This is a genomic window from Cupriavidus sp. GW823-FHT06D04 (assembly GCF_058795055.1).
The window spans coordinates 476173-496203 of sequence record NZ_JBXAHL010000001.1 but is presented as its reverse complement, the minus strand read 5'-3'; the positions used below and the strand labels follow the sequence as shown (position 1 = coordinate 496203).

The following is a 20031-nucleotide window of genomic DNA, read 5'->3' as shown; positions in this document are numbered from 1 at the left end:
CATCCAACCAACGCCATGAACCACGCCGCCGGCACCGCATCCTCCGCTTCTGCCTCTCCCACCGCGCTCTACCAGCAGGTGAAGGAGTACATCGCCCGCCAGATCCAGAGCGGCGCGTGGCAGCCGGGCGACCGGGTGCCGTCGGAGCAGGAACTGGTGAACCGCTTCGGCGTCTCGCGCATGACCGTCAACCGGGCGCTGCGCGAGCTGCAGGAGCAGGGCCGGGTGGTGCGGGTGGCCGGCGTGGGCACCTTCGTGGCGGAGCACAAGCCGCAGTCGACGCTGCTGTCCGTGGTCAACCTGCAGGACGAGATCCGCATGCGCGGGCATGACTATGCCTGCGACGTGATCCTGGTGGAGCGCGTGTCGGCCTCGATCGAGGTGGCCGCCGCGCTGGAGCTGCGCACCGGCGAATCGGTGTTCCACTCGGTCTGCGTGCATCGCGAGGACGGCGTGCCGGTGCAGCTGGAGGACCGCTACGTCAACCCGCGCGTGGCGCCGGACTTCATCAGCCAGGATTTCAGCGAGACCCAGCCCGGCGAATACCTGCTGCGCCATGTGCCCTACGATCAGGTAGAGCACGTGGTCGATGCCATTGCCGCCACGCCGGAGCAGGCCGCGCAGCTGGAAATGCCGGCCACGCAACCTTGCCTGATGCTGACGCGCCGCACCTGGACCAACGGCGTGCCGGTGACCTTCGTGCGCTGCCTGCATCCGGGCAACCGCTATCGCCTCGGCAGCCGCTTCCGCGCCGACGGCAACCCCGCTTTCGGCTGAATCCACAGGATCCGGCCCACGGTTCAACTTTTACTCTAAGCTGTATAGACAGGAACATACAAATGAGCGCCAGCCAACACGACGACCAAGCTTCCCGCCCGCTGCTGACCCTGCAGCCGGGCCAAGTCACCCTGGCCGACCTGCGCCGCATCTACCGCGGCGAAGTGCGCCTGGCCATGGCCGAATCGGCCTGGGCCGGCGTGCGCGCCGCACAGGCCACGGTGCAGGACATCATCGACGCCGACGCCGTGGTCTACGGCATCAACACCGGCTTTGGCAAGCTGGCGCAAAGCCGCATCCCGCACGACAAGCTGGCCCAACTGCAGCGCAACCTGGTGCTGTCGCACAGTGTCGGCACCGGCCCCGACCTGGCCGAAGACACGGTGCGCCTGATCCTGGCGATCAAGGCCGTGAGCCTGGCGCGCGGCCATTCGGGCGTGCGCCCGGAACTGATCGAGGCGCTGTTGGCGCTGGCCAACCGCGGCGTGACGCCGTGCATCCCGGCCAAGGGGTCGGTGGGCGCCTCGGGCGACCTGGCGCCGCTGGCGCATATGTCGTGCACGCTGATCGGCGTGGGCGACGTGCTGGTCGACGGCAAGCGCGTGCCCGCCGCCGAGGGCCTCGCGCACGCCGGCCTGCAGGCCTTCGAGCTGGGCCCCAAGGAAGGCCTGGCGCTGCTCAACGGCACCCAGGTGTCGACCGCGCTGGCGCTGGCCGGCCTGTTCGCCGCCGAAGATGCCTTTGCCGCCGGCCTGGTGGCGGGCGCGCTGTCGCTGGAAGCGATCAAGGGCTCGGTCAAGCCCTTCGACGCCCGCATCCATGAGGCGCGCGGCCAGGCCGGCCAGATCGCCGTGGCCGGCGCCGTGCGCGCGATGCTGGACGGCAGCGAGATCGTCGATTCGCACAAGGCCTGCGGCCGCGTGCAGGACCCGTACTCGATCCGCTGCCAGCCGCAGGTGATGGGCGCGTGCCTGGACAACCTGCAGCACGCCGCGCGCATCCTGCAGATCGAGTCCAATGCCGCCTCGGACAACCCGCTGGTGTTCTCCGCGCAGGGCGACGTGGTCTCGGGCGGCAACTTCCACGCCGAGCCGGTGGCCTTTGCCGCCGACATCATCGCGCTGGCGATTGCCGAGATCGGCGCGATTTCCGAACGCCGGCTCGCGCTGCTGCTCGACACCGGGCTGTCGGGCCTGCCGCCGTTCCTGGTGCGCGACGGCGGCCTGAACTCGGGCTTCATGATCGCGCAGGTGACCGCGGCCGCGCTGGCCTCCGAGAACAAGGCGCTGGCGCATCCGTCCAGCGTCGACAGCCTGCCGACCTCGGCCAACCAGGAAGACCATGTGTCGATGGCCACCTACGGTGCGCGCCGCCTGGGCGAGATGGCCGCCAACACCGCAGTGGTGGTCGGCATCGAGGCCATGGCCGCGGCGCAGGGCATCGAGTTCCACCGCCCGCTGAAGTCGTCGCCGCTGGTGGAGCAGGAACTGGCCCGCATCCGTGCGCGCGTGGCCTTTGTCGAAGAAGATCGCTACCTGGCGCCGGATATCGAAGCGATGAAGCAATGGGTGGTGCAGGGCGATGCCGGCGCGGGCTGGCCCGACGCCGTGCGCGCGATCCTGCCGACCAACCTGTCGTAACGCGCCCCGCGCCGACACTGCCAGACCAGACCCGCAGCAGGAGAACAAGACATGAACGCCAACGAAAACCAATTCATCCAGCGCGGCCAGCGCGAAATCCGCGCGCCGCGCGGCAGCCAGCTGCACTGCAAGAACTGGCTGATCGAAGCCGCCTACCGCATGATCCAGAACAACCTCGACCCGGACGTGGCCGAGCGCCCGCAGGACCTGGTGGTCTACGGCGGCATTGGCAAGGCGGCGCGCAACTGGGAGTGCTTCGACGCCATCCTGGACAGCCTGCGCCGCCTGGGTGAGGACGAGTCGCTGCTGGTGCAGTCGGGCAAGCCGGTGGGGGTGTTCCGCACCCATGCCGATGCGCCGCGCGTGCTGATCGCCAACTCCAACCTGGTGCCGCACTGGGCCAACTGGGACAAGTTCAACGAACTGGACCGCGCCGGCCTGATGATGTACGGCCAGATGACGGCGGGCTCTTGGATCTACATTGGCACGCAGGGCATCGTGCAGGGCACCTACGAGACCTTTGTCGAGGCCGGCCGCCAGCACTACAACGGCGACCTGTCGGGCAAGTGGATCCTGACCGCGGGCCTGGGCGGCATGGGCGGCGCGCAGCCGCTGGCGGGCGTGCTGGCCGGCGCCTGCGTGCTGGCGATCGAGTGCCAGGAGTCGCGCATCGATTTCCGCCTGCGCACGCGCTATGTCGACAAGAAGGCCACCACGCTCGACGAGGCGCTGGCGATGATCGCCGAGGCCACGCAGAACAAGCAGGCGATCTCGGTCGGCCTGCTCGGCAACGCCGCCGAGATCCTGCCTGAACTGGTCAAGCGCGCTCAGGCCGGCGGCATGCGCCCGGACATCGTCACCGACCAGACCTCGGCGCACGACCTGGTCAACGGCTACCTGCCGGCCGGTTGGACCGTCGACCAATGGGAAGCGGCGCGCACGCAGGATCCCAAGTCGGTGGAAGCCGCCGCGCGTCCGTCCATCGTGAAGCACGTGCAGGCCATGCTCGACTTCCAGAAGATGGGCGTGCCGACGGTCGACTACGGCAACAATATCCGCCAGGTCGCGTTCGACGAGGGTGTGAAGAACGCCTTTGATTTCCCGGGCTTCGTGCCGGCCTATATCCGCCCGCTGTTCTGCCGCGGCAAGGGCCCGTTCCGCTGGGTCGCGCTGTCGGGCGATCCGGAGGATATCTACAAGACCGATGCCAAGATGAAGGAGCTGTTCCCCGAGGACAAGCACCTGCACCGCTGGCTCGACATGGCGCACGACCGCATCGCCTTCCAGGGCCTGCCGGCGCGCATCTGCTGGGTGGGTCTGGATGAACGCCACCGCGCCGGCCTGGCCTTCAACGAGATGGTCAAGTCGGGCGAGCTGAAGGCGCCGGTGGTGATCGGGCGCGATCACCTGGATTGCGGCTCGGTGGCCTCGCCCAACCGCGAGACCGAGGCCATGCGCGACGGCTCGGATGCGGTGTCGGACTGGCCGCTGCTCAACGCGCTGCTGAACACCGCGGGCGGCGCGACCTGGGTCAGCCTGCACCACGGCGGCGGCGTCGGCATGGGCTTCTCGCAGCATTCGGGCGTGGTGATCGTGTGCGACGGCACCGATGCCGCGGCCAGGCGCATCGAGCGCGTGCTGTGGAACGACCCGGCGACCGGCGTGATGCGCCATGCTGACGCGGGCTATGAGATTGCCATCGAATGCGCGCACGAGAAGGGCCTGAACCTGCCGATGGTGAAGGGCGCATGAGCCTGACGCTATTTCAACGGTTCGCGCTGGCCGACATCGCGCCCACGCGCTGGAAGAACGGCGGCGGCAACACGCGCGAGATCGCGGTGTGGCCGGCCGGCGCCGGCATGGATGACTTCGTGTGGCGGCTGAGCGTGGCCGATGTCGGGCAGGACGGGCCGTTCTCGGCGTTTCCCGGCATTGATCGCCAGATCGTGTTGCTGGAGGGCGCCGGCGTCACGCTGCGTGCGGACGACGCCAGCTTCAGCCACCGCCTTGAACATATCGGCGAGCCGTTCGCCTTCTCCGGCGATACCAGCCTGCAGGCGACGCTGATCGACGGCATCACGCGCGACTTCAACGTGATGACGCGGCGCGGCCACTGCCGCGCGCGCGTCGAGGTGTTCCGGCAGGGGTTTGCGCCTGGCACCGGCGGCCATGCCGTCTGCCTGCTGGCCGTCAGCGGCGCATGGCAGGCGCAGGATGCCGGCCTGCTGCTGCAAGCGGGAGAAGGGGCGCTGTACGGCGCTGCCGAACCCTCATCCACGCCATCGTTTGAACCTGTGGGTGACGCGGCCCTGTGCCTGTGCGTCACCCTTGAGACGGAGCCCGGTCAATGACGCTGACCTCTCGATCCTCAACCTTGTCCGCGCCCAGCGCGGACGGCGTCTGGCACAACTGCCACCTGCTGCCCGATGCCTATCCGGCGAATGCGATCCGCGACGCCGCGCTGGTGGTGGAGCATGGGCGTATCGCCTGGCTGGGCGCCGCCGCGGACCTGCCGGATGCCTATCGCGGCGCGGCGCGCCATGATTCCCATGGGGCATGGATCACGCCCGGGCTGGTCGACTGCCATACGCACCTGGTCTACGGCGGCCAGCGCGCAGACGAGTTCGCGATGCGGCTGGCCGGCGCCGGCTACGAAGAAATTGCGCGCGCCGGCGGCGGCATCGTCTCGACCGTGCGCGCCACGCGTGCCGCGGATGAAGACACGCTGTTTGCCCAGGCCGCCGCGCGCCTGCAGTCGCTGCTGGCCGAGGGCGTCACGGCCATCGAGATCAAGTCGGGCTACGGGCTGAACCTTGAAGCCGAGCGCAAGCAGCTGCGCGTGGCGCGCCGGCTTGGCGAGCACTTCGGGATTTCGGTCTACACGACCTTCCTGGGCGCGCACGCGTTGCCGCCGGAATACGCGGGCCGTGCCGACGACTATATCGACCTGGTCTGCAACACCGTGCTGCCGGCACTGGCCGGGGAAGGGCTGGTCGACACCGTCGATGCCTTCTGCGAATCAATCGGTTTTTCGATTGCACAGACCGAGCGCGTGTTCGAGGCGGCGGCGCGCCATGGCCTGCGCGTCAAGCTGCATGCCGAGCAACTGAGCAACCTCGGCGGCGCCGCGCTCGCCGCTCGCCACCGCGCCTTGTCCGCCGATCACCTCGAGCATCTCGACGAGGCCGGCGTCGCGGCCATGGCAGAGGCCGGCACGGTGGCGGTGCTGCTGCCCGGCGCCTACTATTTCCTGCGTGACACCAACCTGCCGCCGATCGCGCTGCTGCGCCAGTACGGCGTGCCGATGGCAATCTCGACCGATCACAATCCGGGTACGTCGCCGGTCACTTCGCTGCTGCTGATGATGAATATGGCCTGCACCCTGTTCCGCCTGACCGTGCCGGAAGCGCTTGCCGGCGTGACCCTGCACGCCGCGCGTGCGCTGGGTGCATCGGATCGCCACGGGCGGCTGGAAGCGGGGCGCGTGGCCGACTTCGCGCTGTGGCGCATCGATTCGCCCGCCGAACTGGCGTACTGGTTCGGCCGCAACCCGGTCGCGACGGTGGTGCGGCAAGGGCGAGTGCATGCGCACGAAGGAGCCTCGGCATGAGCGGCACGCAACTCTTTGCTCCGTTTGCGCTGCTGCCGACCGGCTGGGTGCGCGATGTGCTGCTGGCCTGGGATGAGCAGGGCCGCTTCACCACCGTGCAGACCGGTGTACAGCCGGCCGCAGGCGTGCCGCATGCGGCCGGCCCCGTGCTGCCCGGCATGCCCAACCTGCACTCGCATGCGTTCCAGCGCGGCTTCGCCGGCCTGACGGAGTTCCGCAGCCGCCCGCAGGGCGACGATCCGGCTGGTGCCGATTCGTTCTGGAGCTGGCGCACGCTGATGTACCGCTTCGCGCAGCGGCTCTCGCCCGACACGCTGGAGGCCATCGCCACCCAGCTTTATATCGAGATGCTGCGTGCGGGCTACACCAGCGTGTGCGAGTTCCACTACGTCCATCACGATGCGGGCGGCACGCCCTATGCCGATGCCGCCGAGATGTCGCTGCGGCTGCTGCGCGCGGCCCAGCGCACCGGCATCGGCATGACGCTGCTGCCGGTGCTGTACCAGACCGCCGGCTTTGGCGGCAAGCCGCCGCTGGCCGAGCAGCGCCGCTTCCTGCACGACACCGACGCCATGCTCCGGCTGCTGGAACGGCTGGCCCCCGCGTGCGCGCAGTCCGGCGCGCGGCTGGGGCTGGCACCGCACTCGCTGCGCGCGGTGCCGGAGGAAAGCCTCGCGCATGCACTGGCGGGACTGCAGGCGATCGACCCACAGGCGCCTATCCATATCCATATCGCCGAGCAGCAGAAAGAGGTCGACGACTGCATCGCGTGGTCGGGCACGCGCCCGGTGACGTGGCTGTTCGACCATGTACAGGTCGACGCGCGCTGGTGCCTGGTGCACGCCACCCATATGGATTGGGACGAGCGCCGGCGCCTGGCGCACAGCGGCGCGGTGGCCGGCATTTGCCCGACCACCGAGGCCAACCTGGGCGACGGCGTGTTCGAGGCTGCGCCCTACCTGGCGCAGCAGGGCGCATGGGGCATCGGCTCCGACAGCCATGCCAGCGTCAGCGTGGCCGAGGAGCTGCGCTTGTTCGAATATGGCCAGCGGCTCGGCCTGCAGCGGCGCAACGTGCTGGCGTCCGACACGCATGCGCAGGTCGCTGACCGGCTGTATCTCGAAGCCGTGGCTGGTGGCACGCGTGCCAGCAGCCGTGCCGTGGCGGGGCTTGTGCCGGGGCAGCAGGCCGATTTCGTGGTGCTGGATGGCGCGCATCCGACGCTGGCGGGCCTCGATGGGCCGCAGGCGCTGGCGACGCATGTGTTTGCCTGCCATGGTCATGAGACACTAGCGGATGTCCGCACCGCCGGACGCAGCCGCGTGCAGCATGGCGCGCATCCGCTGCAGGCGGATGCGGGGCGCCTGTTCATCGCGGCGCGCGCCAGCCTGCTGGCCGACTGAAACCGGGCGCACGCCCACTGCATCGCAAAGACAATGTCCTTCTCCACCGACACCCCCGCCTTCACCCTGCATCGCGGCACGCGCCCGTTGCTGGTATCGATGCCGCACGTCGGCACGCACTTGCCGGCTTCGGTCTCGCAGCGCCTGACGGCCGAAGCGCGCACCGTGCCCGACACCGACTGGCACCTGGAACGCCTTTACAGCTTCGCCCGCGAGCTGGGCGCGTCGGTGCTGGTGGCCACGCATTCGCGCTATGTGGTCGACCTGAACCGCCCGCCCGACAACGCCAACCTGTATCCCGGCCAGGACACCACGGGCCTGTGCCCGGTCGACACCTTCGACAAGACGCCGCTGTACGCCGACGGCAACGGCCCCGACGATGCGGAAATCGCCGCGCGCCGCGATGCGATCTGGCGCCCGTACCACGAGGCGCTGGCCGCGGAACTGGCCCGCCTGAAGGCGGAGCACGGCACCGTCGCGCTGTGGGATGCGCATTCGATCCGCTCGGTGCTGCCGCGCTTCTTCGAAGGCAGGCTGCCTGACTTCAACCTCGGCACGGCCAACGGCGAGAGCTGCGACGCGTCGCTTGCGGATCAGTTGCTCGAGCAGGCCGGCGCGGTGGCCGGTCATACCGCGGTGCTCAACGGGCGCTTCAAGGGCGGCTATATCACGCGTCAATACGGCAAGCCGCAGGACGGCGTGCATGCGGTGCAGCTCGAGCTGTCGCAGGTCGCCTACATGAGCGAGACGTATCCGTTCGCCTACGACGAGGCGCGTGCGGCGGCATTGCAGCCGGCTTTGCGAGGGATGCTGGCGACGGTGCTGGAGTTCGTCGAAACGCGCTAGGGCGCTGGCGCGGCACGACGGCTGCCGCGCGGCGCGACAAGCTCACGTCAAGCGCTGACCAAGCCGCAGGCGGTAGAGCGAAGTGCTGGCGGCGATGAACAACGCATTGCCCTCGGCGCCGCCGAAGTCGAGGTTGCCGACCTTCTCCGGCACGGGAATATGCGCCAGCCGTGTCCCGTCCGGATGGAAGACATGCACGCCGCTGGCGCTGCTGGTAAAGAGCCAGCCGCGCCGGTCGACGCGGAATCCGTCCGGCAGTCCGGGCTCGATGACGGCGAAGACCCGCGGATTGGCCAGCACCCGCCCCGCAACGACGTCGAAGGCGACGATATGGTGATGGCCATCGTCGCGCAATGCCGCTGGTGTCGGGAGCAGTGCGCGAGGGAAGTGAAGCGGGGCAGTCGGGAGGGAGGTGCCGCCTCACCCGAACGGGTGCGGCGGCAAGGGCAAATGCGTCGCTGTCAGCGCCCGCCGGCCAGGCGGGCTTCGATATGCTTGGCGCGCTCCAGCGATCCCGGGTGCGAGCTGAGCATGCTCGACTGTCCGCCATCGAGGGTCGACATCTTGCGGAACGCCGACGCCAGGGCCTGGCGGTTGGCGCCGTTCCTGGTCAGCAGGTCGAACGAATAGTCGTCGGCCGCAGTTTCCTGCCGCTGCGAGAACTGCGCATTGACGAACTGCTCGGCGAGCGCGCCGATCTGCGACGACGACAGCGCCGTCAGCGAAGCCACGCCAGTCGACCCCAGCAGCCCGCGCGCCGCCGCCGTGGTGTAGGCCACCTGCATCGCGGCCTTGGTATGGCCCAGCGACACATGGCCGATCTCATGGCCCACCACGCCACGCACTTCATCGTCGCTGAGCAGGTCCATCAGGCCGCTGTAGACCCGCACGCAACCGTTGGCCATGGCCCAGGCATTGACGTCCTTGGTCATATACACCTTGGCATTGAGTGGCAGCCCGGTGTTGCCCAGCCCGCTCATCACATTGGCCAGGCGCTTGGCGTAGGTGCTGTCCGCCGGCGCGATGGTGTTCTTCTGGTCCATTTCCGCGCAGGACTGGTCGGAGAGCGTCTTGACGTTGCTGTCCGACAGCGTGGCGGCGGTAAAGAGGCTGCCGCCGGCCTGCGTCAGGCTTTCCATATCGGCGCCGGCACAGCCGGCCAGCAGCGCGGAACAGGCAAGGGCGGAAAGGGCGAGTCGCTTCATGGGTTGCTCCGGGAACGGGGGGGTTGGCAATGCCATAGGATAGGAAGCCGGGCGAGGGCGCGCCAGTGGGCGCCGTCCGACAGGTTTGGCGTGAAAGTGGCGCGTATGACACCTGATGAAGACCGGGCCTGCCAATATGGCAGGACGCCTACCTTAATGTGATATTTGACGCCAAGGCGGCCAAGCTGGATTGAGTGGAGAAGCCGCAAGGCCGCGACCGGCGGGCGGCTCTGATGCCGGCCTGCCGGGCCGCCGGGCATCGGGCTGCCGGCCGCTTTTTCATTTCCCTAATTTCTGACAGAAATGGCAGTAACATCTCGTGCGCATAAAAGAGCACAAATAAGCATTGTTAGCGATGTTATTAATTTAATTTAATACTGATCTGCACGATGTTTCATTCTTGAAACCTCTCAGCCGGGCAGGCTCATTCCTACCAGCCTGAGCCAAATGAATGAGTTTCATGGCTACTGCATAAGGCCTTCCCCGCGTCAATCAACTTTTTGGCCTAGGCCGCCGGATTAAGGCGCTCCATTTGTCGCCCACCCTTCCCACCGCTCTCATCCTGCCCCGTTATCACACCGGCAAGGTCGCAACAAGCGTGGTGCACTCCCAGCCGCGGCACCCGATACCTGACATGGCGAAGCGTCCATGGCGCCCGCCGCCTCCAATGCCACTTATCGCGGAGGTGAAGTCCTGTGCGGTGCAGCATTGGCCACGCGTTGAGGTCGATATCCCGACGGGCGTGGCGGAATAAGTAACAACTCTGCAACCGCAAGAGCGTCCGAGGTCGGCGCTTGCTCTTGTCGACATCGAAGAATTCCCAATGAATTCAATGGGCTACAGGTCGATGGCACAGGCGTCGCTCTCCTACGTCGTGGTGTGCACGTCCGGGACATCACGAAGCGCCGATCAGGTTAGCTGACGCAAGCCACGGCGCCATTCCTGCAGGAACGTGAGGACCAGGCGATCGAAAGCAGTCGCCAGCCAACGCACCGACAAGAATCCTTGCGAGCCGAGAGAGACCCACATGCCGAAGAAAGTTCTGGCTGTATTCGGGACCCGCCCTGAGGCCATCAAAATGGCACCGCTGATTCATCGGCTCAGGGAGTCGGGCAGTTTCGACCTGCGGGTCTGCGTGACCGGCCAGCACCGGCAGATGCTAGACCAGGTACTGCGGCTCTTCGAGATCGCGCCGGACTTCGACCTCAACGTCATCAGCCAGGGTCAGAGCCTGTCCGACATTACGACGCGCGTGCTTTCGGGCGTTCACTCGGTGCTGGATCGCTTCCTGCCCGATGCCATGCTGGTCCATGGCGACACCACCACCACGCTCGCCGCCACGCTCGCCGCGTTCTATCGCAATGTGGCCATCGGACACGTCGAAGCGGGACTGCGCACCGGCAATCTAAGTGCCCCCTGGCCGGAAGAGATGAACCGGCGCGTGACCGACGTGATGGCGTCCTGGCATTTCGCGCCAACGCAGCAGGCACAGGAAACCCTGTTGCGCGAAGGCGTCGATCCGGTCCGCATCAGCCTGACCGGTAACACCGGTATCGATGCCCTGCTCCAGGTCAAGGGCTGGCTGGACGCCGATGCGGACATGCGGTGCCGGCTGGCCGGCCAGTACCCCTTCCTCGACGAGTCGCGGCGGCTGGTGCTGGTGACCGGACACCGGCGCGAGAACTTCGGCCCGCCGTTCGAGCGCCTGTTCACGGCGCTGCGCATGCTGGCTGACCGCAATGCGGATATCCAGATCATCTATCCGGTGCACCTCAACCCCCACGTGCAGGAGCCCGTGCACGCGATCCTGAGCGGACACCCGAACATCCACCTGATCGAGCCCCAGGATTACCTGCCTTTCGTGTTCCTGATGTCGCGCGCCTACCTGATCGTCACCGATTCCGGCGGCATTCAGGAAGAGGCGCCGGCCCTGGGCAAGCCGGTCCTGGTGACGCGAGAAACCACCGAGCGGCCCGAAGCGTTGGCCGCCGGCACCGCGCGCCTGGTGGGTACGGACCCGGAACGCCTCATCGCCGCCGCGGAGCGGCTGCTGAACGACCCCGAGGAATACGCCTGCATGTCGCGCGCCCACAACCCGTTCGGCGACGGCCACGCCAGCGAACGCATTGTCGTTGCCTTGCTGGCGGAACGCCCGGACACGTATGCGGAGTGCGGCGATGCGTCGGTCGATGCCGGCGTCGTCAGCCTGTAGCGCAGCACCAAGCTAAACCAGCGGTTCAGCGCAAAAGTTCAACTTCTGTCTGGCCGCTCTATAAGCAGGAGCAAAGGCAATGAGGCTCTCACGTATTGCAGCAGCGGCAACCGCGCTTGCTGTCGCGGGTGTCCTGGCATCGGCACCCGCCGCCCATGCCGCCCTGACCGCGGACGCCGCTGCGGCCGCGGCCGAGACCCCGCTCTATCTCCCCGCGAGTCCGGCGGATCCCGGCGGGCTGCTGGGCTATGACCACAGCTTCCAGATCGACTTTGCGTACGAGGCGGAGAAGGGGAGCAAGGTAACCCTCAAGGCCCTCAAGGATGAGCTGAAGGCGAAGAAGCCCAAGAAGCTAAAGGCCGGAGCCAAGGTGAAGGCGGGCACATACACGCTCGCGCCGGCGCCTGGAGCCGAGCCGGACTGACGGGCTCTGCATGCTCGCGTACGTCGATGCGCCGCAGCGTCTTGCACGCCGAGGCAACTTGTAGTCATCGCGCTGGGAGAAGACCGTGCTCTACCAATCCTATTCACTGCTGCGGCGAAGCAGCGTCCTGGTGCTTCAGCTATGCCTGGCACTGGTGCTCGCTTTGCCGGCAATCTCGCACGCCGCCACCAATCAGATCGCACTGCTGGTGCCGGACGGCTTCTCCCTTCCCGATCCGCGCGTGTCGGCCTGGCTCGACGGGGCCCAGGAAGAAGGCCTGAAGATCACCGTCATCACGGACACCCAGTTCCAGCAAGGCACGACCCCGGCGCAGTTCTCGGGCGTGATCCTGCCGGACCAAGTGCACGTGAAGGCCAGCGATGCGCTGATCGCGGCGCTGGAGACCTACACCAGCCAGGGCGGCAAGCTGATGCTGGTCTACGACTTCGGCGCGCTGACCCCTACCGGCTTCTACGCGCCGCAGAAGAGCCGGCTCAGCAACCTTGCCGGCGTCGACTACGTGCTCTATGACCAGTTGCTCGGCAACATGATCGGCGTCGGGCCAATCACCGCGCTGGGCACCACGCTCAGGACGCTGCAGGTGCCCCCGGGCAAGTCGATGTTGTGGGACGCGAGCACGACGCCTCCCATCGAAGGCATCTCGGGCTACGTCTATGGCTTCCTGATCTATCCGAGCTTCGTCACGCAGGGCACCTATACAGGCTCCGCGCTGATCACGTCGCCCAACTTCGGGCTGGTGGCAGGGCTGCGCAACTTCGGCTCAGGCAGCGTGCTGTTCGTCAACCTGCCGCTCGCCTACCTGAAGGGACAGACCGACGGCATGCTGATGCACGGCTTCCTGCGCTACTTCGGCGGCAACCTGATGAAGACGGCGCGGCTTTCGGCGCAGCCCAAGGCGCGCGGCGGGCTGGTGCTGAACTGGCACTTCTGCGCCGGCGACCAGATCGCGCCTGCGGCGGAAATGAATACCTGGGGCACCTTCGACAGTAGCAATAGCCCGTTCTCCATTTCCGTGACTGCGGGCCCTGACCAGATCAACTTCGGCGACGCCAAGGGCATCAACCTGTCGCAGAACACCGCGGCAAAGAATCTGATGCTGTCCCTGCAATCGAAGGGGCACAAGATCGGCAGTCATGGCGGATGGATCCACGACTACTGGGGTGCCAACGCCAGCGAGACCAACCAGTCCACCTTCGAACAGTACCTGGTGATGAACAAGCAGAGCGTGGAAGGCGTGACCGGACGCGCCGCGGTCGAGTATGCCGCGCCGGAAGGCAATACGCCGCAGTGGTCGCTCAACTGGCTCGAAGCCAACGGCAACACCGGCTACTACTTCCTGGGCCACACCGGGATGGCGCCGACGCGCAGCTATCGCAATGGCGTGCTGACGAACAACACCATCCGCGCCTTCCCGGTGATGCCGTTCGGCCAGTACGCGACGTTCGAAGAGTTCGAGGAATTCAACGTGCCCGTGGCCGACATCAACACCTGGTACAAGCAGCTGATCGATTTCGTGGCGAAGAACCGCACCAGCCGGCTGATCTACATGCACCCGGTGGGCGCTATCCAATACCCGAAGACGCTCAACGTCATCTTCAACAAGGCGGACAACGTGAAGGCAAGCGGACTGTTCAGCTGGTACACGATGGATACGCTGGCGCAGTTCAGCCAGCGGCGCCAGCAGACCACCTGGCAGGCCACCGATACCGGCAACGCATGGTCGTTCCAGGCCAGCCACCCGACCGACCTGACCGACATGGCGTGGGTGCTGCCGCGCACCGGCTATGCCCAGCCGGTGGTGACGCAGGGACTCGCCACGGTGACATGGGATTCGGCCAACTGGATCGTGACATCGCAAGGAGGCACCTCGCTGGCATTCGTCGCCGGCAAGCTGTAATGCGCAGGGGCTGGCTGGGGGAGCACGGCCAGCCTCCAAGATGAAAACATAGACGGAGGTCATTGAGCATGCGCCTGGCGTATCGCCTGTTCCTCTCACTGAGCGGGTTGCTGGTCTTCACCATGCCCGCGCCCGACGCGAAGGCCACGGAAACTCCCGTGAGGGGAGAGGCCTTCGTCCGCGGATCCGGAGCCCCCGAAGCCGCCCTCAAACCACTGCCAAGAAAATCCGTAAAGCTTGCTGACGCCGACCCCGGCAGCGCTGCGATGGAAGTTGCGATGGCAAGGCCGGACACGCTGGAAGACGATGGCCGGCGGGAGCCGGCGCTGCGCCCGCGCCCCTGGCCCAAGCCCGCGCCGCCGAAAGCGCCGTTGCACGAGGACGCGCAGGCGATCGTGCCGCCGCTGACGGTCATGCTGTTGCTGATCGTCGGCCTGGTGATCTTCTATGCCGTGCGCCACTACCTGTTCACGCTGAACCGGCTGTTCGGCAGGCAGCGCCACCCGTACCTGGACATCGATATCGCAGACTGGCCTACCCTGACCGTGCTGGTCGCGGCGCACAACGAAGAGGCGGTGATCGCCGGTTCGCTGACGTGCCTGCTGCACGCGGACTATCCCGTCGACCGGCTCACCATCATGCCCGTCAACGACCGCTCCTGTGACCGCACGCGCGAGATCATCGACGACTTCGTGCAGCAGTACCCCGGACGCATCACCCCATTTCACCGCACCGGCGGCAAGCCCGGCAAGGCCGCCGCGCTCAAGGATGCGAGCGACGCTGTCGCCAGCGACATCATTGTCGTGTTCGATGCCGACTACCTGCCGCCGGTGGGCCTGCTCAAGCAACTGGTGGCACCGTTCTTCGACCCCGAAGTCGGCGCGACCATGGGCCGCGTGGTGCCGATGAACCTCGGCAGCAACCTGCTGACGCGGCTGCTCGACCTGGAGCGCTCCGGCGGCTACCAGGTGGATCAGCAGGCCCGAATGAACCTGGACCTGGTGCCCCAGTATGGCGGCACCGTCGGCGGCGTCAGGATGCGGGCGCTGCGCAGCGTCGGCGGCTGGCACGACGATGTGCTGGCCGAAGACACCGACCTGACCTACCGGCTGCTGCTGGCCAGCTGGAAGACGGTCTACCAGAACTGGTCGGAGTGCTATGAAGAGGTGCCCGAGACCTGGCCCGTGCGGGTGCGGCAGATCATGCGCTGGACCAAGGGCCACAACCAGGCGCTCTATCGGCACGGCTGGAAGATGGCAGCGTGCCGGCACCACGGGCTGTTCGAGAAGATCGACGGCGTGGCGCTGCTCGGCATCTACATGATGGCGCCGCTGATGCTGTTCGGCTGGCTGCTGGCGATCCTGCTCTTCTATGCCGGCGGCCTGCCGTTGTTCGGTGAAGCCGTGATCCTGTTCGCGCTGATGTCGTACGGGACGCTGGGCAACTTCGCCGCCTTCTTCGAGATCGCTGCCGCCGTGCACCTGGATGGCACCCGCGAACGCATCCGCCTGCTGCCGCTGAATTATTTCGGCTTCCTGGTCAGCATGCTGACCGTGTCGCGCGCCATCATCGGCCAGATCGTTTTCGATTACCTGCTCCGCCGCGAACTGCGGTGGGACAAGACAGCGCGTTATCGACAGAGGAGCTGAGCGTGTGGCCCTTGCTGCTAGGCACTCTCACCATGCTGGTCTTCGCATTGCCGCTGCTGCCGGCGGTGCTTGAATGGCGGCGCCGGCGCGACATCCGTCCGCTGGCGATCGATGGCGAACACACGCTGGACGTTGCGGCCGTGGCCGCGGTCTTTCGCGCGATGGTCGAGCGGCAGGACGAGACGTCAGGTCTGCATGGCCTGGCGCACCCGGTCAGCGCCTTGCGGCCTGTCGTCCACGTGACCGGCACGTTCATGCCGACGGCGGCGGAGGCGTTCATCGGCGTCTGCGCGCGCACCATCGTCACCAGCGGATCGCTGGTGCTACCGGACAACTATACGTTCTCCCGCGACATCTACGGCCGGCGCGGGATCTCCACAGGCCGGCTCAATCGCATGCAGGTGCTGCTGTCCGAAGGCGAGATCCTGATGCGCGGCGCCAGCGAGCTGCAGCGCTGGGCACACGCGCGCAGCATCCACGTCGAACCGCAGTGCCGCTTGCTCGGACCGGTTTCAGCCCTGTATTCGATCCGCCTCGAAGACGAATGCGAGTTCACTTCGGTCAGCGCCTCGGTGATCGGGTTCGGGCCGCGTCACCTTGCCGCGCCGCCCGGCATGGACGCCACCGCCCCGGCGGGGGGAGACTGGGCACATGCCGTCATGGCTCCCGACGAAGCCGCTGACGGCCGCTGGCTGGTAACGCGCGATCTGACGTTTCCCGCCAACACCCTGTATCGCGGCGACCTTGTCGTGCATGGCGACCTGTGGCTCGGCACCGGCGCGCGCATTATCGGCAGCGTCAAGGCAAGTGGCAGCATCTGGCTGGGCGCGCGGGTGCGCATCGACGGCGCACTGATTGCGGCGGGCACCATTTCCGTGGCCCGTGAATGCGTCATCGCCGGCCCGGTGGCTGCCGAGCGCGAAATCGATGTCGGGGCGCGCTGCACGATCGGCGCTGCGGACAAGCGCACTACCCTGGTGGCGCCGGTGCTTCACGTCTGCGCCGGTACCGTGGTTCATGGCGCGGCGTGCGCCCCGGAGGAAGGAAGGGTCGTGTCCGATGGCCTGGTGGCCAGCCCATGACACAGCCCTGCACACCATGAAAACCTTGCTTTCGCTGCTCCTCGTGATTGCCGCATGCGTTCACCAGCCGGCCGGCGCCGCCGAGCTTGTGCTGGCTGACTACCAGCGTCCCGACGGGGCGATCACGACCTACTTTAATGGCGACTCGATCGATCCCTACTTTGCAGCCAAGTCACTGCTGGCCGCGCAAGACGCGGGCATGACCACGAAAACCGCCGCAACCCGCTGGATCGCATGGCTGCTTCCGCGCCAGCTCGCCGACGGCCGCTTCGACCGCTACTGCATGAAGGGCCAGCGCTTCGTCTCCTGCCAGGAGGCTGACGCCGACGACGCGTTGATGGCGGCCTGGATGGAACTGCTGGTCCGTTCCGCGCCGCCCAAGGGCATGCCCCCTGCGTGGCAGGCCAGCTTCGACAAGGCCAGCCGGCACCTGGACACACTGCGCGACCCGGGTTCCGGGGTCTACCTGATCTCGGCCAAGCTACCGGTGGCCCTGCTGATGGACAACGTGGAAGTCTCAAGCGCCTTCAAGGCCGCCAGCGACTATCGCCAGCGCCACGGAGACGCCGTAGGTGCCGCCGGCTGGATGCGCAAGGCCGAACAGCTCGACAAGGACATCCTGCGCGTGTTCTGGCGCCCCAACCAGGGCTACCTGGTCAGCACCCAGCCACGCGACCAGGCGGCGTTCTATCCCGACGCCGTAGCGCAGATCTTCCCCATCCTGGCCGATATCAAGCCGGCCAGCCGGCCCCATGCCGCGGCCTACTACTTGTGGATGAAGGAGAACCGCATGGCCTGGCTGCAGATGTCCGAAGTCGATTTCCCCTGGGGGCTGGTGGCCCTGGTAGCCGACAAGATGGGAGACAAGGACGCGATCGCGTGCTGGCGCATACGATCCATCCAGTTCCGCCATGGCAAGCACTGGAATGTCTTGGAGGAGGCACTGTACCTGGCGTTCGAGGCACGCCTGAGTCCGGAGCAGGCGCTGGCGCCACCTTCCCCGGGCATGCGGTGTCGCTGATTTGCATCACGTCCATGCGAAACGCGCCAATACCGAGGGAAGCATTATCGACTGCTCACTGCGAAGCAGTGTATGGTTCAACAGCAGCTTGCGGGCCGGAGGATCCTCGCGGGACCCTCTGTGCGACATCGACACGATCGACAGGATACGCATGGCGAAGCTCTCGGATACCAGAACCCACGGCGCTCGGGCCCTGCCCCTTCTGGGCATGCTGGCACTGCTTGCCGCCACCGATGTCCGCGCACAGGCAGAAGCCACCGCACCCAGGACGTTCGCTCCCTTGCTCACCGGTTTCATTGAAGGCGGCCTCGGCCACGCCAACCTCACCGGCGACAATGCCAGCTGGAACGACCAGTACCTGCGAGGCGGGGTCAACTTTACCCCGAAGGACTACGTGACCGGCGAAATCAGCCACCAGAACCACTTCGGGGACCAGGGCACGTTCTTCGGCCTGGGCTACACGCGCACCTTTGACGAGAACTGGTACGGCTTCCTGAGCGCCGGCACCAGCGCGGGCGGCTTCTTCCTGCCCCAGTTTCGAACCGACGGCATGCTGTTCCGCAAACTGCTCGAAAAGAAGAACCTGGTCGTGAGCGCCGGCTTCACCTACTACCGCGCCAAAGAGGTCTATACCGACAAGACCTTGCTGCTCGGCTTGACCTACTATTTCGACGCCCCCTGGATCGTCCAGCTGGGTGCGCGGCTGAACCGCAGCGATCCCGGCAATATCCGCTCCAATCGCGGCATCGTCGCCGTCACCTACGGCCGCGACAAGGACCAGTACATTACCCTGAAATATGACGGCGGCAGCGAAGCCTACCAGCTCACCGGCGCGCAGACCCTGCTGAGCGACTTCAACAGCCATGAGGTCTCGCTGACCTGGCGCAAATGGTTCACCAAACGCTATGGGATAAACCTGCGCGCCATTTACTACGACAACCCCTCCTACACGCGCAAGCAAGCAGAAGTGGGGGTCTTCGCGGAGTTCTAGCCATGACGCACCCTGCCGGGCACACCGCAGCCACACGCGACCAGAGCAACGCTCTTGGCCTGACCATCCTGTGCCTGGCCAGGCATCGTTCGCTTGACCACCTGACCCTGTCCGTCCCCGCACTCGCGGGGGTCCTGCTGGTGCCCGTGGCGTTCAATGTGGCCGAATGGATGCTGCGCGACCATATCAGCGGGATATGGGCGGGAGTGCTGCGCTTCTGGATCGACAAGCTCGGCATCGATGGCGTCGTCATTGAACAATTGACGCGGGTGGCATGGTTCGACTTCAACCTGCCCTACACCAACGTCGTTGCGACGGTGCCAGACGTACTGACCTGGTTCGTGACGCTGATCGCGACGCTCGCCGTCTGCCTGATGGCGTTGCGGATACGGGACCTGTACCTGCCGCTGCGGTACTTCCTGCTGTTCGCCGTGTTCATTGAGGCCACGGCATTGCTGTTCTTCGCGGTGGCGCCGCAGAGTTTTCCGTACACGGCCAGCAGATATGTGGACAACGGCGTGAAGACCTGCGCCAGCCTTTTGTTTCTGTTGCCGTGGGCGCATGCGCTGGTCTACTACATCTTTGACTTCTCGTGGCCTAAGAAGATCTTCCTGACGCTGCTCACGCTTGTGTTTGTCATGATCGCGGTGCCGATGCAGCTGGCGCTGCACGTTTATCTGATGGTGAGCTGTTCGCTGTTGATGATGCCGCTGCTGTCGTTTGTGTTCGGGCCTACGATGCTGGTATTTGGGTGTATTGCCTTGTATGGGTGGGCAATGAGTTGGGAGAGGATTGATCGCAGCGCGCTTTAGAAGCAGAGGGGGTTGCCGGCATGCAGACGCTACAGCGCGGCCTCTGCGGTCTCGTCCAGCGCTCCTGAGGGGGGTAAGAGACCCTGAGCGCTGGTGGCAGCATTTCAAGGTGATGGAAATGACGCCGCGTTTGATTAACATGGGCAACTTACCACGGAAGTTGCCACAGAAACACCGCCGACCCGCCCGGAAAGGCTTATGGGATAAGGCTTTGCGCCTAAGCTGATGGTGCCCGGGGTCGGACTCGAACCGACACGCCTTGCGGCGGGGGATTTTGAGTCCCCTGCGTCTACCTGTTTCACCACCCGGGCAGGGTGTACGGCGCCGGAACCGGTGCCGTGCTGAGCCGGGAATTATGCCGGAAATCCTGGCGTCGGACAACCGGCGCCGGGCACATCAGCGGCCGCGCAAATCCGGTAGCATGGCGCCCAGCCTCTCACA

At 66.4% G+C, this 20031-nt stretch carries 16 protein-coding genes, 1 tRNA gene and 1 pseudogene; 15 read left to right on the top strand and 3 right to left on the bottom strand.

Annotation, left to right across the window (positions count from 1 at the left end; genetic code table 11):
- Positions 1-15 precede the first annotated feature (15 nt).
- The 7 genes from hutC to hutG all read left to right on the top strand — a co-directional run bounded on the left by hutC (position 16) and on the right by hutG (position 8276).
- A complete protein-coding gene (gene hutC, locus AC1Q7H_RS02320) occupies positions 16-777 on the top strand; it encodes a histidine utilization transcriptional repressor HutC (protein WP_013957855.1) in 762 nt (253 codons plus the stop codon).
- 62 nt (positions 778-839) lie between these two features.
- Positions 840-2417, top strand: a complete 1578-nt coding sequence (hutH, locus tag AC1Q7H_RS02315) for a histidine ammonia-lyase (RefSeq protein WP_492380937.1) — start codon at positions 840-842, stop codon at positions 2415-2417.
- 51 nt (positions 2418-2468) lie between these two features.
- Positions 2469-4169 (top strand): urocanate hydratase, encoded by a 1701-nt coding sequence (gene hutU / locus AC1Q7H_RS02310; RefSeq protein ID WP_013957853.1) that lies wholly within the window; start codon positions 2469-2471, stop codon positions 4167-4169.
- A complete protein-coding gene (locus AC1Q7H_RS02305) occupies positions 4166-4768 on the top strand; it encodes a HutD/Ves family protein (protein WP_013957852.1) in 603 nt (200 codons plus the stop codon). The genes hutU and AC1Q7H_RS02305 overlap by 4 nt, the downstream gene beginning before the upstream one ends.
- Positions 4765-6027 (top strand): imidazolonepropionase, encoded by a 1263-nt coding sequence (hutI, locus tag AC1Q7H_RS02300; RefSeq protein WP_492380936.1) that lies wholly within the window; start codon positions 4765-4767, stop codon positions 6025-6027. Before AC1Q7H_RS02305 ends, hutI begins: the two co-directional genes overlap by 4 nt.
- Positions 6024-7430: a formimidoylglutamate deiminase gene (locus AC1Q7H_RS02295; protein ID WP_492380935.1), complete on the top strand. Its 1407-nt coding sequence runs from the start codon at positions 6024-6026 to the stop codon at positions 7428-7430. The genes hutI and AC1Q7H_RS02295 overlap by 4 nt, the downstream gene beginning before the upstream one ends.
- 33 nt (positions 7431-7463) lie before the next feature.
- On the top strand, positions 7464-8276 hold the full coding sequence (gene hutG, locus AC1Q7H_RS02290; RefSeq protein WP_013957849.1) for an N-formylglutamate deformylase: 813 nt from the start codon (positions 7464-7466) through the stop codon (positions 8274-8276).
- Positions 8277-8318: 42 nt separating this feature from the next.
- On the opposite strand, the pseudogene AC1Q7H_RS02285 reads toward hutG, so the two are convergent.
- Positions 8319-8642: pseudogene (locus tag AC1Q7H_RS02285) on the bottom strand (SMP-30/gluconolactonase/LRE family protein); the annotation flags it as partial.
- Between the two features lie 95 nt (positions 8643-8737).
- Positions 8738-9481 carry a metalloprotease LoiP gene (gene loiP, locus AC1Q7H_RS02280; protein ID WP_013957847.1) on the bottom strand — a complete coding sequence of 248 codons (744 nt, stop codon included), beginning with the start codon at positions 9479-9481 and terminating at the stop codon, positions 8738-8740.
- A 1027-nt stretch (positions 9482-10508) separates the two neighbouring features.
- On the opposite strand from loiP, the gene wecB reads away from it, so the two are divergent.
- The 8 genes from wecB (at position 10509) to AC1Q7H_RS02240 (ending at position 19590) form a co-directional block, all read left to right on the top strand.
- Positions 10509-11693 (top strand): non-hydrolyzing UDP-N-acetylglucosamine 2-epimerase, encoded by a 1185-nt coding sequence (gene wecB / locus AC1Q7H_RS02275; protein WP_492380934.1) that lies wholly within the window; start codon positions 10509-10511, stop codon positions 11691-11693.
- Positions 11694-11772: 79 nt separating this feature from the next.
- Positions 11773-12117 carry a hypothetical protein gene (locus tag AC1Q7H_RS02270; RefSeq protein WP_492380933.1) on the top strand — a complete coding sequence of 115 codons (345 nt, stop codon included), beginning with the start codon at positions 11773-11775 and terminating at the stop codon, positions 12115-12117.
- Positions 12118-12247: 130 nt separating this feature from the next.
- The gene (locus AC1Q7H_RS02265) at positions 12248-14035 is read left to right on the top strand and encodes a polysaccharide deacetylase family protein (RefSeq protein WP_238553087.1); all 1788 of its coding nucleotides are present in this window, start codon (positions 12248-12250) and stop codon (positions 14033-14035) included.
- A 122-nt stretch (positions 14036-14157) separates the two neighbouring features.
- Positions 14158-15684: a glycosyltransferase family 2 protein gene (locus AC1Q7H_RS02260; protein WP_492380965.1), complete on the top strand. Its 1527-nt coding sequence runs from the start codon at positions 14158-14160 to the stop codon at positions 15682-15684.
- Positions 15685-15731: 47 nt separating this feature from the next.
- On the top strand, positions 15732-16766 hold the full coding sequence (locus tag AC1Q7H_RS02255; protein ID WP_492380932.1) for a bactofilin family protein: 1035 nt from the start codon (positions 15732-15734) through the stop codon (positions 16764-16766).
- Positions 16767-16782: 16 nt separating this feature from the next.
- Positions 16783-17787, top strand: a complete 1005-nt coding sequence (locus AC1Q7H_RS02250; RefSeq protein ID WP_492380931.1) for a hypothetical protein — start codon at positions 16783-16785, stop codon at positions 17785-17787.
- A 1-nt stretch (position 17788) separates the two neighbouring features.
- Positions 17789-18778 (top strand): YaiO family outer membrane beta-barrel protein, encoded by a 990-nt coding sequence (locus AC1Q7H_RS02245; RefSeq protein ID WP_492380930.1) that lies wholly within the window; start codon positions 17789-17791, stop codon positions 18776-18778.
- Positions 18779-18780: 2 nt separating this feature from the next.
- Complete coding sequence (locus AC1Q7H_RS02240; protein ID WP_492380929.1) at positions 18781-19590, top strand: hypothetical protein; 810 nt, start codon at positions 18781-18783, stop codon at positions 19588-19590.
- A 226-nt stretch (positions 19591-19816) separates the two neighbouring features.
- Here AC1Q7H_RS02240 and AC1Q7H_RS02235 read toward each other — a convergent pair.
- Positions 19817-19901, bottom strand: a tRNA-Leu gene (locus tag AC1Q7H_RS02235).
- Positions 19902-20031 lie beyond the last annotated feature (130 nt).

Excerpts from the sequence above, each read along its gene's own strand:
- hutC (WP_013957855.1), top strand. The coding sequence starts at position 16 with ATGAACCACGCCGCCGGCACCGCATCCTCCGCTTCTGCCTCTCCCACC.
- hutH (WP_492380937.1), top strand. The coding sequence starts at position 840 with ATGAGCGCCAGCCAACACGACGACCAAGCTTCCCGCCCGCTGCTGACC.
- hutU (WP_013957853.1), top strand. The coding sequence starts at position 2,469 with ATGAACGCCAACGAAAACCAATTCATCCAGCGCGGCCAGCGCGAAATC.
- AC1Q7H_RS02305 (WP_013957852.1), top strand. The coding sequence starts at position 4,166 with ATGAGCCTGACGCTATTTCAACGGTTCGCGCTGGCCGACATCGCGCCC.
- hutI (WP_492380936.1), top strand. The coding sequence starts at position 4,765 with ATGACGCTGACCTCTCGATCCTCAACCTTGTCCGCGCCCAGCGCGGAC.
- AC1Q7H_RS02295 (WP_492380935.1), top strand. The coding sequence starts at position 6,024 with ATGAGCGGCACGCAACTCTTTGCTCCGTTTGCGCTGCTGCCGACCGGC.
- hutG (WP_013957849.1), top strand. The coding sequence starts at position 7,464 with ATGTCCTTCTCCACCGACACCCCCGCCTTCACCCTGCATCGCGGCACG.
- loiP (WP_013957847.1), bottom strand. The coding sequence starts at position 9,481 with ATGAAGCGACTCGCCCTTTCCGCCCTTGCCTGTTCCGCGCTGCTGGCC.
- wecB (WP_492380934.1), top strand. The coding sequence starts at position 10,509 with ATGCCGAAGAAAGTTCTGGCTGTATTCGGGACCCGCCCTGAGGCCATC.
- AC1Q7H_RS02270 (WP_492380933.1), top strand. The coding sequence starts at position 11,773 with ATGAGGCTCTCACGTATTGCAGCAGCGGCAACCGCGCTTGCTGTCGCG.
- AC1Q7H_RS02260 (WP_492380965.1), top strand. The coding sequence starts at position 14,158 with ATGCCCGCGCCCGACGCGAAGGCCACGGAAACTCCCGTGAGGGGAGAG.
- AC1Q7H_RS02250 (WP_492380931.1), top strand. The coding sequence starts at position 16,783 with ATGAAAACCTTGCTTTCGCTGCTCCTCGTGATTGCCGCATGCGTTCAC.
- AC1Q7H_RS02240 (WP_492380929.1), top strand. The coding sequence starts at position 18,781 with ATGACGCACCCTGCCGGGCACACCGCAGCCACACGCGACCAGAGCAAC.